This window comes from Vibrio sp. TBV020, from assembly GCF_046056895.1.
Taxonomy (GTDB): Bacteria; Pseudomonadota; Gammaproteobacteria; order Enterobacterales; family Vibrionaceae; genus Vibrio.
This window is the reverse complement of sequence record NZ_JBEEAQ010000003.1, coordinates 929,276-947,508: the sequence shown is the minus strand read 5'-3', so window position 1 is coordinate 947,508 and position 18,233 is coordinate 929,276. Positions and strand designations below refer to the sequence as shown.

14 protein-coding genes are annotated in these 18,233 nt (G+C 44.7%); 2 read left to right on the top strand and 12 right to left on the bottom strand.

Annotated elements, in window-relative coordinates; all coding sequences use genetic code 11:
- The first annotated feature begins 107 nt into the window (after positions 1-107).
- A complete protein-coding gene (locus AAFX28_RS12285) occupies positions 108-1,646 on the top strand; it encodes an alanine/glycine:cation symporter family protein (RefSeq protein WP_408688018.1) in 1,539 nt (512 codons plus the stop codon).
- Between the two features lie 132 nt (positions 1,647-1,778).
- On the opposite strand, the gene AAFX28_RS12280 is transcribed toward AAFX28_RS12285, so the two are convergent.
- From AAFX28_RS12280 to guaB, 5 genes are all read right to left on the bottom strand, one after another.
- Positions 1,779-2,372: an acetate uptake transporter gene (locus AAFX28_RS12280; protein WP_408688016.1), complete on the bottom strand. Its 594-nt coding sequence runs from the start codon at positions 2,370-2,372 to the stop codon at positions 1,779-1,781.
- Positions 2,373-2,575: 203 nt separating this feature from the next.
- Positions 2,576-4,249 carry a chitinase gene (locus tag AAFX28_RS12275; protein ID WP_408688015.1) on the bottom strand — a complete coding sequence of 558 codons (1,674 nt, stop codon included), beginning with the start codon at positions 4,247-4,249 and terminating at the stop codon, positions 2,576-2,578.
- Between the two features lie 208 nt (positions 4,250-4,457).
- On the bottom strand, positions 4,458-5,981 hold the full coding sequence (locus tag AAFX28_RS12270; protein WP_408688014.1) for a Na+/H+ antiporter NhaC family protein: 1,524 nt from the start codon (positions 5,979-5,981) through the stop codon (positions 4,458-4,460).
- Between the two features lie 154 nt (positions 5,982-6,135).
- A complete protein-coding gene (guaA, locus tag AAFX28_RS12265) occupies positions 6,136-7,689 on the bottom strand; it encodes a glutamine-hydrolyzing GMP synthase (protein WP_032551338.1) in 1,554 nt (517 codons plus the stop codon).
- 129 nt (positions 7,690-7,818) lie between these two features.
- Complete coding sequence (gene guaB, locus AAFX28_RS12260) at positions 7,819-9,282, bottom strand: IMP dehydrogenase (RefSeq protein WP_408688012.1); 1,464 nt, start codon at positions 9,280-9,282, stop codon at positions 7,819-7,821.
- Between the two features lie 252 nt (positions 9,283-9,534).
- Here guaB and xseA point away from each other — a divergent pair, with 252 nt between their 5' ends.
- On the top strand, positions 9,535-10,857 hold the full coding sequence (gene xseA, locus AAFX28_RS12255; RefSeq protein ID WP_408688011.1) for an exodeoxyribonuclease VII large subunit: 1,323 nt from the start codon (positions 9,535-9,537) through the stop codon (positions 10,855-10,857).
- Here xseA and AAFX28_RS12250 read toward each other — a convergent pair whose 3' ends face one another.
- From AAFX28_RS12250 to hisS, 7 genes are all read right to left on the bottom strand, one after another.
- On the bottom strand, positions 10,858-11,079 hold the full coding sequence (locus tag AAFX28_RS12250; RefSeq protein ID WP_408688010.1) for a zinc ribbon domain-containing protein: 222 nt from the start codon (positions 11,077-11,079) through the stop codon (positions 10,858-10,860).
- A gap of 44 nt (positions 11,080-11,123) precedes the next feature.
- Positions 11,124-12,143: a diguanylate cyclase gene (locus AAFX28_RS12245; RefSeq protein ID WP_408688008.1), complete on the bottom strand. Its 1,020-nt coding sequence runs from the start codon at positions 12,141-12,143 to the stop codon at positions 11,124-11,126.
- 314 nt (positions 12,144-12,457) lie between these two features.
- A complete protein-coding gene (locus AAFX28_RS12240; RefSeq protein ID WP_408688007.1) occupies positions 12,458-13,324 on the bottom strand; it encodes an alanyl-tRNA editing protein in 867 nt (288 codons plus the stop codon).
- Between the two features lie 87 nt (positions 13,325-13,411).
- Positions 13,412-14,899, bottom strand: a complete 1,488-nt coding sequence (gene der / locus AAFX28_RS12235) for a ribosome biogenesis GTPase Der (protein ID WP_408688006.1) — start codon at positions 14,897-14,899, stop codon at positions 13,412-13,414.
- A gap of 168 nt (positions 14,900-15,067) precedes the next feature.
- Positions 15,068-16,228, bottom strand: a complete 1,161-nt coding sequence (bamB, locus tag AAFX28_RS12230; protein ID WP_408688005.1) for an outer membrane protein assembly factor BamB — start codon at positions 16,226-16,228, stop codon at positions 15,068-15,070.
- 9 nt (positions 16,229-16,237) lie between these two features.
- Positions 16,238-16,852: a YfgM family protein gene (locus tag AAFX28_RS12225; protein ID WP_408688004.1), complete on the bottom strand. Its 615-nt coding sequence runs from the start codon at positions 16,850-16,852 to the stop codon at positions 16,238-16,240.
- A gap of 66 nt (positions 16,853-16,918) precedes the next feature.
- Positions 16,919-18,187, bottom strand: coding sequence for a histidine--tRNA ligase (gene hisS / locus AAFX28_RS12220; protein WP_408688002.1), 1,269 nt, complete (start codon positions 18,185-18,187; stop codon positions 16,919-16,921).
- Between the last annotated feature and the right edge of the window lie 46 nt (positions 18,188-18,233).

Below are 18,233 nucleotides of genomic sequence, written 5' to 3'. Positions count from 1 at the left end.
ATCACGCCCATTAACACCAAAAGGCAAATAAATTAACAATCAAGTTACAAAGAGGGTAATATCCTGCTCAGAAAACAACCATTACAAAACAAACAGGGAAACTTCTTATGCAGTCAATTGTTGATTTTTTGAATGGAATCATCTGGAGTCCAGTATTGATTTATCTATGCTTGGGCGCAGGTCTGTTCTACTCAGTCATGACACGATTTGTTCAGATTCGTCACTTCAGTGAAATGTGGCGTCTACTTCTTTCAGGGAAAAGTTCATCAAAAGGTATTTCATCGTTCCAGGCATTAGCAGTATCACTGTCTGGTCGTGTTGGTACAGGTAACATCGCAGGTGTTGCTGCGGCTATCGGCTTTGGTGGTCCAGGTGCAGTATTCTGGATGTGGGTCGTTGCATTCTTCGGTGCAGCAACGGCATATGCAGAGTCAACCTTGGCGCAGATTTACAAAGAAGAAGATAATGGCGAGTTCCGTGGCGGTCCTGCGTACTACATTGAAAAAGCAATGGGCCAAAAATGGTATGCATGGATCTTTGCTATCGCAACTATCTTCGCGTGTGGTTTCCTACTACCAGGCGTTCAATCAAACAGTATCGGTAACGCAGTAGAAGCAGCGTTCGGTTCTGGCGCAATGATTGAGACTGCAATCGGTACATTTAGCTTCGCTAAGATCCTGACAGGTACTATCATCGCTGTGATTCTAGCGTTCATCATCTTCGGTGGTGTTAAGCGTATTGCAAACTTCACTCAAATCGTTGTTCCTTTTATGGCGCTTGCTTACATCGTAACAGCGTTCATTATCATCCTTCTAAACATCGGTGAAGTTCCTCGCGTATTTGCAATGATCGTTGGCGATGCATTCACACCTATGGCCGGTGTTGGTGCTGCAATCGGTTGGGGTGTTAAACGTGGTGTTTACTCGAACGAAGCGGGTCAAGGTACAGGCCCTCACGCAGCGGCAGCGGCAAGTGTTGATCACCCAGCACAACAAGGTCTGGTTCAATCGTTCTCAATCTACATTGATACGCTACTAGTATGTTCTGCAACTGCATTTATGATCATCATTACAGGTGCATACAACGTACACGGCGCTGAAGGTTTCCTAGTTCAGAACGTAGCAGCAGACATTGCAGCAAACGGTCCTGTATTTACTCAGATGGCAATCGAAAGTGCACTACCAGGCATTGGTAAGCCATTCATCGCAATTGCACTGTTCTTCTTCGCATTTACTACCATTCTTGCGTACTACTACATTGCAGAGACAAATATTGCTTATATTCGTCGTACCTTCAAAGTTAACGGCTTAATGTTCATGCTAAAAGTCGCATTAATCGCAGTTGTGTTCTACGGTACAGTTAAGACCGCAAACCTTGCATGGGCAATGGGTGATGTGGGTGTAGGCCTAATGGCATGGCTAAACATTGTCGGCATCTTAATTATCTTCTTCATGTCGAAGCCAGCGCTGAAAGCACTGCATGATTACGAAGAGCAGCAAAAACAAGGTGTTACAGAGTACACATTTAACCCAGTGAAACTTAGTATTAAAGGCGCGGACTACTGGGAAGACAAATACCGTCGTAAAACAGGCAAAGAGCCTTCGGCAGAGGTAGAGTCAAAACCAGTTGAACAGCCTTCAACCTAATAGCGATAAGCTATAGATAAAAAAGCAGTGGTAAGAAAAAGGGGTTAGCAAATGCTAACCCCTTTCGTATTAAGGTTCCCAAATATCAGTTGTCGTCACTTCAGGCGATTAGACAACTAAATCTCAATTCAATTAAGCAGCAACTTGTTCTAGTTCTACTTGAGCAGGTTTCTTCTCACCAATTGGTAGAATTGTACGACCGTATTCATTGTTCAGTACTTGAGCCATTGCGAAGTAAATCGCGCTCGCGCCACAGAAGATACCTTCAAAGCCAGCAATAGTACCGATAAGTTCGCTACCAGTGAAATCACGAGCAGCAAGCAGGAAGAACAGAATAGTTAGTGAGCCAAACACCACTTGTTTTGCAACTGGGTAGCATAGAGAACCTACAAACATGAAACCTGTAAAGATGCCCCATAGCGCTAAGTACCAACCCATAAAGCTTGCAGGGCTTGCTGGCAGACCCATGTAAGGCATAACGATCAGACCAACAAGAGTTAGCCAAAATAGACCGTAAGAAGTGAACGCTGTCGTACCAAACGTATCACCACGTTTGAAACACATCATGCCAACTAGAACCTGGCTAAGACCACCATAAAAAATACCCATTGCTAGGATCATAGAATCAATAGGGAAAAAACCTGCATTGTGGATGTTAAGCAGGATGGTTGTCATACCGAAACCCATTAGGCCCAGTGGAGCCGGGTTTGCCAGTTTTGTTGACATTTTGCGCACCTTTAAAAAAAGTTAATAAAATTTACGCGCAGATTTTAGTCCTGTTCAACAAAAAAGATAGATCTTGGTTATGCAATCTAAGATTTCGAAAATCACCTTCTCCGAAATGTAAAAAACCGAGCACTTATCCATATATAGGGTTAGCACTCGGTTTTCTTATCTTCACCGCTCCTAACACGGCTTAGTTGGTCTTACTACTGACAAGAGATTTCATCCCAGAACCAGTTAGATTGCGTTGGAGTATCCCACACACCTGGACCGTTTTTAGCGACAAAACATTTACCTAGGTGTGTAACTTTATCGCCATTAGCAACCTGACTTACACCCGCTTCCCATTGAATAAAGGTGTCTGGAACAGGGTCAGGCGTCGGGGTTGGATCCGGTGTAGGCTCAGGATCTGGCGTTGGTTCTGGTGTAGGCTCAGTCGGTGTGCCTGACACCAATTCCCACGGACCACCTAGACTAGGGTCATCACCTTGTGTCCACCACTTCGCTTGATATGTCGCTCCTTTATGAGTGACTTGGTCACCCGAATTGTAAACCTTATTTGCATCCCAATCTGTTCCCGTGCCAGGGCCAGTGCCGGGATCAACCGGATCCAATTTCTCAACAATACGTACTTCTGGCCAGCTTGAATGTGAACCATAGAAGTTGGTGACACACTTTTCGTAATCACCCGGCACAAGTGCAGAATAAGCAGTTTGGAACCCCACCAACTCACACTCGAATGAATAACCACCAGGACGGTCTGCATAATACTTCCAGTTACCATCCCAGTTGGTGTAAAGCACATCCGTAGCACCGTTTAGATTCAGGCTACCGTAAGGAGTTTGCTGCCAACAGGTATTCTTTTCATCCGCTTCTAATGGAATTTTATAATGTGTTGATAAGCCTTCCCAATAACGAATACGATTGACTGGCTGACCTTTATTTTTGTTCTGCTCACCACATTCAATACCACCATTAATGATGTTGATTGTGGTGCCGAAACCGTAACCAATACCAGCTTCAATCTCACGCTGAGAAGGCGACCAAGTTTTATCGATAACGTGGAGCATTGCTGGCTTTGGCGCTTGAGGCGTTAAGAAGAACCAAACGGCTGACGCGAGATTAAGCCAAGAGTCGGCAACTAGTCCTGGATTATTTAACAATACCGACGCGTCACCATCGAACATCACCTCAGAAAAAGCACCGTAGTTAAAGTGGTAAGAAAGCTGTTTCGCACCACGGCCAAAATAGCCCTGTCCCGCAGCACACGGCCATTTTTTATTCTGCCAATCATTCTGGCCACAACCTGTTGTATAGCCTTCCTGACCTTCTGACCAGCCCATCTCGCGAACATGAACCAAAGCTTGCTGCCACTCTTCTAAAGCAAGCGGGTTATCAGAAACATTATCTTTCGCGATATGCCCACCAGTTTCTTGAGCAAAGTGAGCAAAAGCCGTCACAATAGAACGTTTACAGATCGCATCAGAATCTCTGCCGTCGGTATACTCAGCACAAAATGCGGGGAACTTACCTATCGCTCTTAAGAAACGAGTATAGGTGTACTCAGGCGCTGCCATATGGGTCAAAAAATCCCATTCAGAGCGCGGGAATACACGTTCAGCCCTTTTTACGTTTTCAGGATTAGAAGTAAGGCCTGAATCAATAGCCTCCACAACAGTGTTCGGTGCAGTTCGAAGTGCTTGAGACCAAATTTGGTACATAGGGTCTGCGGTCTTCTGGCTCTCTACCGCTTGAACATCAGAACGAGCAATCACATACCCTGTCGGATTCTGTGGATCTGGCTGAATGTTCATCGCAGCCCAACTCGACGACGCTGCTACTAGTGAAAGTGCAGCAGCCAAGTAACTTACCTTTTTCATGGTACATTTCCTTGTGTTTAAAGCTGCAAAAAGGTTAGGAAATACAGAAAAGATAAGCACGTTGAATAACTTAGCGTCGCGTCAAGTTGCGAGTCAATTAAGGCTTACAACAAAAGACGTAACAAAGTCAGATTAAGAAGTGTGCACTGACTCCAAATAAAAAAGGGAGCGCCAAGCACTCCCTATCGATACAAAAAAACCTACTGTCTTAGCTCTCTGTTTGCGGTTGAGGCTCTCCGACTAAACGAGTTCGGCTAATCACCACATAGATAGCGATTTGAGCAACAATGGCAACCAGCAACACCATAGGACTCTCTACAATACCTGCGATGATAAAGCTAGAAAGCGCAATCGCACCATTCAGTAATGCATAAGGCAACTGTGTCTTAAAGTGTTCATATTGATTACATGCTGCACCAGTAGAAGACAAGATCGTCGTTTCAGAGATTGGCGAGCAGTGGTCACCAAAGAGTCCACCAGAAAGAACCGCACCAATCGCGACTAACAGTGGTGCATCAATCGCAACACTGGTTGGGATCACGAGCGACATCATAATGGCAAACGTACCCCATGATGATCCGGTAGCAAATGAGATAATTGCAGCCAGTAAAAATGCTACCCCTGGCAGTAACCATGAAGGGAACCCTGCCTGAGCCTGCTCTGCAATATATGCAGCGGCACCAAGTTCTTTACCAACAGAACTCAACGCCCAAGCTAAAACCAGAATAACAGCGACAGACATCATGCCCGACATGCCTTTCAGATACAGTTGAATGCTGTCTGTTACTTTTCGAACACCATATAAAGCCATCAAACTTACTAGAGTCACCGCAGCAAATAAGTAAGCTGTTGAAAGCGCTGCACGGAAAGTTGAGCCCGCTACTTTTTGAAACGGAAAGCCTTGAGGCACCAGCATAGAGCAAAGTACCACCAGCATTACTAGCAGCGGTGCCCATACAAATGACGCTTTAGCATTTTGGTGAGAGAAAGCTTTATGAGTATCTGCGTGATCATGAATAGATATATTGCCCTGCTTTGCATTCCATTCAGCCTGAGCCATAGGCCCAAAATCGCACTTAAGGATAGAGATAATAGGTACAATCGCAATCGCCAGAAATGCATAAAATTGATAAGGAATCGCACCAATAAATGCATCCCAATCCGTCATTGCAACATCAAGTTGAGAGAACTCTTTTTGAATCAGGCCCATGATGTAGACGCCCCAGCCAATGAAAGGAATGAGGATAGCGACCGGAGACGAGGTAGAGTCAATAATAAAGGCGAGTTTCTGACGAGATAACTTAAGCTTGTCAAACAAAGGACGAAAAACGGGACCAACAATCAAGGGTGTACCAAGGTCAGAGAAGAAGATAACGATCCCGCCAAACCAAGCGGAGATTTGAGACTGTGATTTACTCTTAACCCAAGTAGTAACACGTTCTGCGAAGGCAACTCCACCACCCGACTTTTCCATTAGCGCGACAAAACCACCAATAAACACCAGTAGTAAGATGACCCCTGCGTTGTAGCTATCGGTTAGCTGAGGCAGAAGGTAGTTTTTCATTAATGCGCCAAACGTTTCCAGCGGACCTGTGGCTACAAAGGTTTGTTCTAACATTGCCACACCTGTCATCACGCCTGCAAAAAGGCCGACAACGACATTTCGAGTCGTAAGTGCGAGAGTTAAAGTGACAATAACGGGGAGTAATGAGGTGAATTCAGCTTGTTCCATTAGCAAATACCAAACAACATAATTAGATATTAAAAGTGAATATACATTCAAAATATCGCATTGTATATGCTTTATGAAATATTAGTTATCAAATCGTAGAAACAAAAAAACCAGCCCGAAGGCTGGTTCTACTATTGCTTGTTAATCGAGAAGATTATTCCCACTCGATTGTCGCTGGTGGCTTACCTGAAATGTCGTAAACAACACGAGAAATGCCATCAACTTCGTTGATAATACGGTTAGAAACCTTACCTAGGAAGTCGTATGGTAGGTGTGCCCAGTGAGCAGTCATGAAGTCAATTGTTTCTACAGCACGTAGAGACACAACCCAATCGTACTTACGACCATCGCCCATTACACCAACAGAGCGTACTGGTAAGAATACCGTGAACGCTTGAGATACTTTGTGGTATAGGTCTGCTGCATGTAGCTCTTCAATGAAGATAGCATCAGCACGACGTAGCAAGTCACAGTACTCTTTCTTAATCTCGCCAAGAACACGAACACCTAGACCTGGACCTGGGAATGGATGGCGGTAAAGCATGTTGTATGGAAGACCTAGCTCTAAGCCAATCTTACGTACTTCATCTTTAAATAGCTCACGTAAAGGCTCAACAAGGCCCATTTCCATATCATCAGGAAGGCCACCAACGTTGTGGTGAGACTTGATTACGTGTGCTTTACCAGTCTTAGATGCAGCAGACTCGATTACGTCTGGGTAGATAGTACCCTGAGCTAGCCACTTAGCATTCTTCAGTTTCTTAGACTCTTCGTCGAAGATGTCTACGAATACGTGACCAATGATCTTGCGCTTCGCTTCAGGATCGTTCTCGCCTTTAAGTGCTTCTAGGAAACGGTCTTCAGCGTTAACGTGGATGATGTTTAGACCAAACTTGTTGCCGAACATATCCATAACTTGCTCAGCTTCGTTCAGACGAAGTAGGCCGTTATCTACGAATACACACGTTAGTTTGTCGCCGATTGCACGGTGAGCAAGCATCGCAACAACTGATGAATCAACACCACCAGATAGACCAAGGATAACTTCGTCGTCACCTACTTGCTCTTTAATACGTGCAACTGCATCTTCAATGATTGAAGCAGAAGTCCAAAGACCTTCACAACCACATACGTTAAGAACGAAGTTTTCTAGCATTTTCATGCCGTTCTTAGTGTGCGTTACTTCTGGGTGGAACTGAACGCCGTAGTATTTCTTCTCTTCGTTTGCCATTGCTGCGTACGGACAAGTGTCTGTTTCGCCTGTTTTAACGAAGTCTGCTGGAATTTCTACAACTTTATCACCGTGGCTCATCCAAACATCTTGAGATGCTTCTAGATCAGCGAACAGTGCAGATTCACCTGTTACTTGTACTGCTGCATAACCGAACTCACGTTCAGTAGACGTCGCAACTTTACCGCCAAGTTGCTCAGCCATAGTTTGCATGCCGTAGCAGATACCGAATACAGGAACACCTGAATCAAATACATACTGAGGTGCACGCGGAGAGTTCTCTTCCGTTACACTTTCAGGGCCACCAGAAAGAATAATACCGTCTGGATTGAATTCACGAATATCCGCTTCTTCTACATCCCAGCTCCATAGTTCACAGTAAACACCGATCTCACGGATGCGGCGCGCTACTAGTTGAGTGTACTGAGAACCGAAGTCCAAGATCAGAATACGTTGGTCATGAATATTTTTAGTCATTTTGAGCGTTCTTTTTAGTTAATACCAATGCCTGTTGAGCTAACTGCACTGGTATAGAAATATGATCGGGGGCGAGTTTACCCGCCCCTTTGAAATGCTTCAAGAAAAAAGCAAACGTTTACGTAAGGTTTAACCTAAACGGTAGTTTGGTGCTTCCTTCGTGATTTGCACGTCGTGTACATGAGACTCTTTCATGCCCGCGCCAGAGATACGAACGAATTCAGCTTTCGTGCGCATTTCTTCAACGGTTGCAGAACCAGTTAGACCCATGCTTGAACGTAGACCACCCATTTGCTGGTGAACGATCTCTTTCAGGCGACCTTTGTATGCGATACGACCTTCGATACCTTCTGGTACTAGTTTGTCTGCCGCGTTGTCAGACTGGAAGTAACGGTCAGAAGAACCTTGAGACATTGCGCCAAGAGAACCCATACCACGGTAAGACTTGTAAGAACGGCCGTTGTAAAGAATCACTTCACCTGGTGCTTCTTCAGTACCAGCAAACATTGAACCAACCATTACACAAGATGCACCAGCTACGATTGCTTTACAGATATCACCAGAGAAACGGATACCGCCATCAGCGATTACTGGAATACCGTATTCGTTAGCCACTTCAGCGGCATCTGCGATTGCTGTTACTTGAGGAACACCAACACCAGTAACGATACGAGTCGTACAGATAGAACCAGGGCCGATACCAACTTTAACTGCGCTAACACCCGCCTCAATTAGAGCACGAGCACCTGCACCCGTTGCTACGTTACCACCGATGATTTCTAGATCTGGGTATGCTGCGCGAGTTTCGCGGATACGGTTAAGTACACCTTCAGAGTGACCGTGAGAAGAGTCGATAAGTAGAACGTCAACACCTGCTTCAACAAGAGCAGCAACACGCTCTTCGTTACCCGCGCCAGCACCAACAGCAGCACCAACACGTAGGCTGCCGCGCTCATCTTTACACGCGTTTGGCTTACGTTCTGCTTTATGGAAATCTTTTGCTGTAATCATACCGGTTAGTTGGAAGTCATCGTTCACAACCAGTACTTTTTCAACGCGTGCTTCGTGCATTTTCTCTTGAACTTCTTCGCGAGTTGCACCTTCTTTAACAGAAGCTAGACGCGATTTAGGCGTCATCACTACGTCAACTTTCTTAGACAGGTCAGTTACAAAACGAACGTCACGACCAGTGATAATACCAACCAGTTCGTTTGTTTCAGTCACTACTGGGAAGCCAGCAAAACCATGCTTCTCAGTTAGAGCTACAACATCAGCAATCGTTGCGTCAGGGCTTACTGTTACAGGGTGAGAAACCACACCTGCTTCGTAAATTTTAACCTGGCGAACCATTTCAGCTTGTTGCTCAATAGACATGTTCTTGTGAATAAAGCCAATGCCACCTTCTTGCGCGAGTGCGATAGCCAGACGAGCTTCCGTCACGGTATCCATCGACGCAGAAATCATAGGGATGTTTAGTGAAATGTTTTTCGTCAACTGAGTGCGAAGATCAGCTGTGTTTGGGAGAACAGTGGAGTGTGCTGGCACAAGTAGTACGTCATCGAATGTCAGCGCTTCTTTGGCAATTCTTAGCATTTGCAATATCTCACAATTAGAGGAGTAAAAAGAACAATCCGGTCTCATCGTTTCGCATAATGAGGGCAACTTGTGTTGCATTTGGATTAGATATTGCGGAGGGATTATACGGTCAACGCAATCGCTTGACCACAAATTTTTTTAATTTTTTTCTTGCATTTACCCCCTTGATATGTATTATATTGCCGCTATCTTCCATACTCACGCCCTGTGAGATTCACACGAAAGATCATCTTTAAAGATAGCGCCTCTATGACCAATCCAAACATCTTTACTGTTTCTCGCCTCAACGCTGAGGTTCGATTACTTCTTGAAAATGAAATGGGTATTGTTTGGTTAGTCGGTGAAATTTCTAATTTCTCTGCACCGGTTTCTGGTCACTGGTACCTCACTCTTAAAGATTCACGCGCTCAAGTAAAATGCGCCATGTTCCGTGGGAACAATCGTCGCGTCACGTTCAAACCTCAAAATGGTAATCAGGTATTAGTCAAAGCCCGCTTATCACTGTACGAGCCGCGTGGTGATTATCAGCTCATTATCGAAAGTATGCAGCCAGAAGGCGATGGTCGACTCCAGCAGCAATTCGAAGAGTTAAAGATGAAGCTTGCTGGCGAAGGGTTGTTTGCTCAAACCAGTAAAAAAACACTACCGGAACACCCTAAGTGTGTCGGTGTCATCACTTCAAAAACAGGCGCTGCCCTTTACGATATCTTGGATGTATTGAAACGCCGAGATCCCTCTTTACCTGTAGTGGTTTATCCAACTATGGTTCAAGGCGAAGAAGCTGCAATTCAAATTGCTCAAGCGATTGGATGTGCTAACAGCCGTAACGAGTGTGACGTTCTGATCGTAGGTCGTGGTGGTGGTTCGTTGGAAGATTTATGGTGTTTTAACAATGAAATACTGGCGCGAACCATTGCGGCCAGCCAAATCCCTATTATTAGCGCTGTTGGTCATGAAGTTGATGTAACCATCGCTGATTTTGTTGCCGATATGCGCGCACCTACGCCATCAGCTGCAGCAGAACTTGTGAGCCGAGATAACAGCCATAAGGATCAAGCTCTACTTAGTCGCCAAAACAAGTTAATGAGTGCCATGCGCTTTTATCTAAGTGAGCAAAAGCGACACAATGCCTTATTGCTTCACCGATTGGAGCGTCAACACCCGAGCTACCAACTGCAGCGTCAAAGCCAGCAATTAGATGAACTTGAAGTTCGTCTGCATCGCTCAATGGAACGCTACCTCACACAACGCAACCAGAAAGTTGAGCGTCAACAATACCGTTTAGAGCTCAACTCACCAGTGAAACGACTCGCCGAACAACAGGCTAGTTTGCAACGTTTAGAACAAAAACTTCTTGATGCAATGGACAGGCGTTTACTTCACACTCGTCATCAACTGGCTTTAGCAGCAGAAAAACTTGATACGGTTAGTCCATTGGCAACGTTAAAGCGTGGCTACTCTATTTCTCAGACTGAGCAAGGTAAAGTTCTCACTAAAGTTTCGGATATAAAAACGGGCGACACTTTGGTCACCCGTTTATCTGATGGAGAGATTCGCTCAACTGTTAACTGATCAGCTTGGCTGGAACTCAATACGTACTTTCGACTTTGATTTCAGTTCATTACACGTGTGGCAAAAATAACTAGCCGAGCCACACGCTTGCAGCTTTTCTAGCTCCGCATCGCAATCAGGGCAAAAGCCAACTTTTTTAAAGTTTTCATCGCAAGATTGGCAATAATATTCACCAGTCCAACTCAATTCATCATGACAGATTGGGCAGCTATTCTCATTCATAACGCTTTCATACCAATGTATATCTCTAGGTCACTTTAGCCTTATCATGCAAAGTTACAATGATCTTTATCAAGCTCATCACTGTGCTTCACTTTATACATTTTGTGGTCAGCTTGCTTAATCAACTGCTGCAATGACGTGAGTTTGTCTACTTCACAGACTGATGTCCCGACACTGACATGTATCATCACATCTTCAATAGTCGATACTGCCTGGAGCCTTTGGTTAAATAACAATGCCAGCTGAGAAAATACCGCCGGATCGTTAGACCAAGAAAAGGCTACAAACTCATCACCACCATAGCGCCCACTCAAACTACTGGTATCAAACGTCTGATTAAAAATCTCGCCAACAGCAGCAAGCACTTTATCCCCCACTTCATGGCCATTGCGATCGTTAATCTGCTTGAACTTATCAATATCAGCAAAGAAGCAAGCAACGTACTTGAGATCGGTATTAAGACAATCACTCGCTTGTTGAAGTAAAGCACGGCGATTTAAGCAACCAGTTAAGCTGTCATATCGAGCATGGTAATGGAGCTGGTCTTCTAGCTGGTACTTCTCCCAAGCAACAGCATAAAGGGACGCTAGCATTTCCAAGACTTCAAGCTCATGCGCTTCTGGTTCTGAAGGAGTGGCACTGTATATGGCAAATGTTCCCATAACCGCTTCTTTACTCGATAAAATAGGCACAGACCAACACGCATGTAAGTCTGCCGCCTTTGTTAACGACGTAAAGGGAGCCCAATTGGGATGAGTATTGATATCGTCAACGACAACGATTTGTTTTAAATAAGCAGCGGCGCCACATGATCCTATTTCAGGGCCAATATCAACGCCTTCTATCGCATCGTTGTAGAATTCAGGTAAGCTTGGGGCAGACTCTAGATAGAGTTTTTTAGTATTCGCATCTAGTCGAAGTATCGAAGCTTTCCTTTCACCAAACCAGCATTCGGAAAGCTCAACCACACGGCGATTGAGCTCTGTTCTCCCCATTCCTAATGCGAGCTTGGTGAGCAACTTGTTAACTTCTCTGTGAGCGGTAAGAAGCTTAAGGTAACTCATATAGCTGATCTTTAATTTATTTAGTTTTTATCAGAATACAGTAGCATAAACGCTCTATTTATAACCTGATCCCAACCTCATTAATAACCAAATAGAATAAAACACTAAAAATGATCTACCCTATAATAAAGATCAAACTCTGATCATCGGCAAAATCCCATGTGATCAGCGATCTGCCCCAAAAAGAACATTTATATAACCACATACCGAAAGCATAAGTTACATGTTCTGCATTTGGATTTTTAAAAGTATAAAACTCCAATTAAAATTAAACAAAGTAGAATATCAGGATAATGTAAAAACGATCGTATCTACTATGCTGGTTTTACATCGGTGTGCATTTCAATATTACTTACATCCAACTGAAGCAATTTCACAGTGATAGCAGCATAATCGTTTAAAGAACTGGCATGGCTACCACCGCACGGAATGACTGCCTTGGCACTCTCATTTAAGTTGCATGACCAATACCTAGAATCCGTTAAAGCATCACCATCACACTCTACGCTAATCTCTGAATCAAGCTTTAACCACTCGATCAACTGCTCGTTTACTAAGCTCTGTATTTGGTCAAGATTCTCTACCATATCTGCGCTATTTAGACCGCGTTTGCGTAAGGTTTTACCCAAACGATATGTATCAAGGCATTTATCCGGCGTAACAAAACTCGTCACCTGAGCATAGCTATTAAAGTCATAGTTGCCATGAGGGTCTTTTCTATCCGCATCTTTACGCCAGTACCCGTGTTCAGTCAGTACTTTATTCAAAGCCAAATAAGAAAGATGACCAGCACTATGACCACGGCTTAGTGACTGTTGGTATACTTTATCTACCGACAAAGAGACTGTCATATCTGGTTGTATTTCACTGGTATCTTTTGCTAAACAATGAACAACAACAAAACTCCAACCTGGTTCATCACGTTTTACAGGGATTGCTTGGCCAACATATAACTCACCACTCGAGAGTTCCACCGCACCGACTAAGCAATCAATAACTTCGTAGCCGTTCAATGTCCCTTTATCAGCAGGGTGATCTGGCCATATATGACTCACTGGATGAAAAGGCGTAGTGTCTGTCACGACATGTAGATACTCAGCGCCTTGCTGAGTAAGTTGAACATGGGCGTCCAATTGCCAAGTGTTGTGACAAAACTGGGTAATAGTTGGCTTGATTTGCATTTTCTTTCCTATAAAAAAAGCGCCGTAGTCAAACTAGGCGCTTTTTATCAATAAACTCTATCCTGTGTACTCCGACTCAGGCAGTGATTAGTTCTTACGATTTTTCATCATGCTCATTAGGCGTTTACGTTTACGCTCTTGAGACATGGTCATCTTATTCGTTTTACCCTCAAATGGGTTCTCGCTGCTCTGGAACTGAATACGAATCGGTGTACCCATAATCTCTAGAGACTTACGGTAATAGTTCATCAAGTAGCGCTTGTATGAATCTGGCAATTCGTTAACTTGGTTACCGTGAATAACAACGATCGGTGGGTTGTAACCACCTGCGTGCGCATATTTCAGCTTAACGCGGCGACCACGAACCAATGGTGGCTGGTGATCATCTGTCGCCATCTTCATAATACGAGTCAATACTGAAGTACCTACACGAGTCGTTGCAGACTTATATGCTTCTTGAACAGATTCAAATAAGTGACCAACACCAGTACCGTGAAGTGCAGAAATAAAGTGAATACGAGCAAAATCAACGAAGCCTAGGCGACGGTCTAGCTCTTTCTTCACGTGTTCTTTCACATCCATATCCAAGCCATCCCACTTGTTCACAGCAAGAACAATAGAACGACCAGCGTTAAGAGCAAAGCCAAGCAGGCTAAGGTCTTGGTCTGAGATATTTTCACGCGCATCGATAACCAATAGAACGACGTTTGCGTCTTCTACGGCTTTCAGTGTTTTAACTACTGAGAATTTCTCAACAGTTTCGTTGATACGCTTACGGCGACGAACACCGGCTGTATCAATAAGTACATATTCACGACCATCACGCTCCATAGGAATGTAGATAGAGTCACGTGTTGTACCAGGCATGTCGTACACAACAACACGCTCTTCCCCGAGAATACGGTTTGTTAGCGTCGATTTACCTACGTTAGGACGACCGATAATCGCAAGCTTGATTGGCTGATCTTGTAGGCGTTTAAATTCCGCTTCTGCTTCTTCTTCGCTGTAGTCTAGCTTTTCGTCTTCTTGGTCTTCGAATTCAGTTAAGTCTTCGATCTCGCCTTTTGCTTCTTCCGCCATTTTTTCTGCAAATGGGTTAAGAGCGCGATCAATCAGTGCACCAACACCACGGCCGTGCGCTGCCGCAATTTGGTACATGTTTTCAACGCCTAGTTGCCAGAAGTCAGCAGATGCTGCGTCAGCATCAATGCCATCAACCTTGTTTACAACAAGCATTGAAGGTTTTTCGATCTTACGAAGGTGGTTTGAAATTGCGATATCTGATGGTGTTAGACCTGCGCGGCCATCAACCATGAATAGCACAACATCAGCTTCATCAATCGCCGCTAGCGACTGCTCAGCCATTTTAGTCTCTACACCTTCTTCAGTGCCATCAATACCACCAGTATCGATAACAATAAATTCATGTTCACCAAGCTTAGCCTGGCCATATTTACGGTCACGAGTTAAACCTGGGAAATCCGCAACCAACGCATCACGAGTACGAGTTAGTCGGTTAAATAACGTTGATTTACCTACGTTTGGACGCCCAACTAGAGCAACAACAGGTATCATAACAACCTCTACAATATTCTTTTCTTTATGTAGTTATAGGTAACAACTCAGCAGAGTCCACTTTACGAGCGCTTTACCTATAACCACATGTAACTTTGGGGTTCTAAAACAAACAAACGGCTCCCAACTGTTACCAGCGAGGAGCCGAATGTGAATTGTATCACGAAACTATTCGCTGATCGTCAGTTTCTTTACATCGCCATTACGCGTCATTAGGACATAGCCGCCAGGAATCGTGATTGGAGCTACAGCAAAACCGCTGCTATTTACTTCTTGCTGAGCAACAAACTCACCACTACTGCGATCAATCCAGTGTAAGTAGCCTTCGCTATCACCTACAACCACGTACTGATCGATAACAACAGGTGCCGTCAATTGGCGGTACTCGAGTTGGTCATTGTTCCATAGCTCTGTACCACTGCGCGCATCAAAAGCCACTAAGTGATCTTGCTCGGTAACGATGTAAATTCGGCTACCGTCGCTTGCAAGATCGGTCGCAGAAGAAAATGCACGTTTCCAAACCGGTTTACCAGAGCGCAAATCAATTGCCGTCAATTGGCCGTTGTAGCCAATGATGTAAAGATTGCTACCTAGGATAAGAGGTGAAGCATCCACATCAACAAGGCGATCTATTTCAGTCGCACCTTGAGGCATACCGATTGGTTGCTGCCAAATTAGTTGTCCACGCTCGACAATTGCTGCAGCTAAACGACCATTTGCCGTACCCCAGAAAACACCACCAGAGGCGGTCACAGGTGTACTGTTACCACGAAGCGTCAGGTTCGGTACTTCTGTACTAATCGTCCACTTGCTCTCACCAGTCACTTGGTCAAGTGCAATCAACATTCCGCTATTGGTGTGAACCATCACTAGGTTGCTGTCAGTTGCTGGTGCAGTTAGTACTTCACCGTCAACTTCTGCTTTCCAGTTTTGCTCGCCAGTTTCTTCGTCGAACGCAAATACTCGACCATTTTCACTACCAATGAAGATTTGGCCATAAGCTGCAATAATGCCACCAGACAAGCGCGCTGAAACATCAGATGCAACTTCACTTTCCCACAAGGTTTTACCTGTTTCTGGGTCCAGTGCTTTAATCTCACCATCGCGGCTAGCAACAAATACTTTATCGTAAGCGTATTCTGGTGTGAGCTTTGAGTAGTATTGACCGACGCCATTACCAACGGATGCACTCCACTCTGTACTTGGTGTAAATTCACTTTGTACAATAGGCACTGGTGCCATGATGATGGTATCTTCCTCGCTAGCGCAGCCTGCAAGAATACCGGCAAACATCGCCGCAGTGAGCGCTTTCTTCAGCATATTTTTCATGCTTTGCCCTTACTTGGCTAGGTCGTCCAATTTCATCTGTAGCGCTTGGCTTGCATCACCAGACTGTTGAGCTTCAGTGTAAGCTGCGTATGCCGCTTGCTCATCGCCTTTACGTAGCAAAATGTCGCCTTTTAGCTCAGCAACACGGCCAGCCCAGCTTTCATCAGTAATGCTTGCAAGTTCAGCAACTGCTGCGTCAAATTCGCCTTGTTCTGCTTTTAAACGAGCTAGGCGGTAGTTCACGACAGAAGAAACAGCCGCGTCTTTTGTTGCAGACTTCGCCCATTCTAGTTGTGCAAGAGCTTCATCAAAGTTACCAGCTTCAACTTGTGCTTTCGCTAACTGTAGTGCGGCTAGAACTGAATACTCTGTATCTTTGTTGCCATCGATGAAGGCTTGAATATCACCTTCAGCAGATGCGCCATTTTCAGCAAGTGCTTGAACGGCTTTCGTGTAGCTTTCTGACGCCGCTTCTTGAGCCGCTGTCACTGAATCTTGGTAGTAGCGCCATCCGAAAAGACCGCCTAAACCAACGACCGCACCCAAGATGACTGCTTTGCCGTTCTCTTTCCACCAATCTTTGATCGCTTCTACTTGTTGTTCTTCAGTATCGTAGAGTTCCACTTCCTGTCCTCTTACATCTCAAAAAAGTAGCGATAAAAACCGCTACTTTGAAAATAGATAAATTAATTAAACTAGCTCAGATAGCTTAGCGATAACGTCAGTTTGACTGTACGTTTCTTGAGTACCGCCAATCAGATTTTTGAGTACTACTGTATTGTCAGCAACTTCGTTCTCACCAAGAACTAGCGCTACAGCTGCACCTACTTTATCAGCACGTTTAAATTGCTTTTTAAAGTTACCGCCGCCAAAGTGATTCATTACACGTAGACCTGGTACTTGCTCACGTAACGATTCTGCAAGCTTCATACCCGCCATCATCGTACCTTCACCAGCTGTTACCATGTAAACATCAACGCTACGACGTACTTCTGTTAGCTCAAGAGTTTCTAGCATTAGTACTAGACGCTCTAGACCCATAGCGAAGCCAACTGCCGGTGTTGCTTTACCGCCTAGCTGTTCAACTAGACCATCGTAACGACCACCACCACACACAGTACCTTGAGCACCTAGGCTTTCAGTGATCCACTCGAATACAGTGCGGTTGTAGTAATCCAAACCACGAACTAAACGCTCGTTAACTGTGTATTCGATACCTGCAGCGTCAAGAAGTTCACAAAGACCAGCAAAATGTTCTTTCGATTCTTCACCAAGGTAATCAGATAGACGTGGCGCATCACCAAGAATTGCTTGAACATCTGGGTTCTTCGTATCCAGTACACGCAATGGGTTAGTGTGCATGCGACGCTTACAGTCGTCATCCAAAATATCAATATGCTGCTCTAGGAATGCGATCAGCGCAGTACGGTAGTTCGCACGATCTTCTAGAGAACCGATAGAGTTAAGCTCTAGACGAACGTGCTTATCGATGCCTAGCTCGCGCCATAGACGTGCAGTCATCATAATAAGTTCTGCATCTACGTCAGGACCGTTTAGACCGAAAACTTCGACACCACACTGGTGGAATTGACGGTAACGACCTTTCTGTGGACGCTCATGACGGAACATAGGACCCATGTACCATAGGCGCTGTTCATCACGGTTGATAAGGCTGTTTTCAATACATGAACGAACACAACCTGCCGTACCTTCTGGACGAAGCGTTAGGCTATCGCCATTGCGGTCTTCGAAAGTGTACATTTCTTTTTCAACCACGTCGGTCACTTCACCGATTGCGCGACTGAATAGATGTGTCATCTCAACGATTGGCATGCGCACTTCGTTGTAGCCGTATGCGCTAACTACGTTCTTCACTGTGTTTTCAAGTTTCTGCCACAGTGGTGATTGAGTTGGAAGGCAGTCGTTCATGCCTCGAATTGCTTGGATTTTCTTTGCCACAGTTGTTTACCGTAAAATTGTTACCGTAATTTAGGTTACGTTGAGA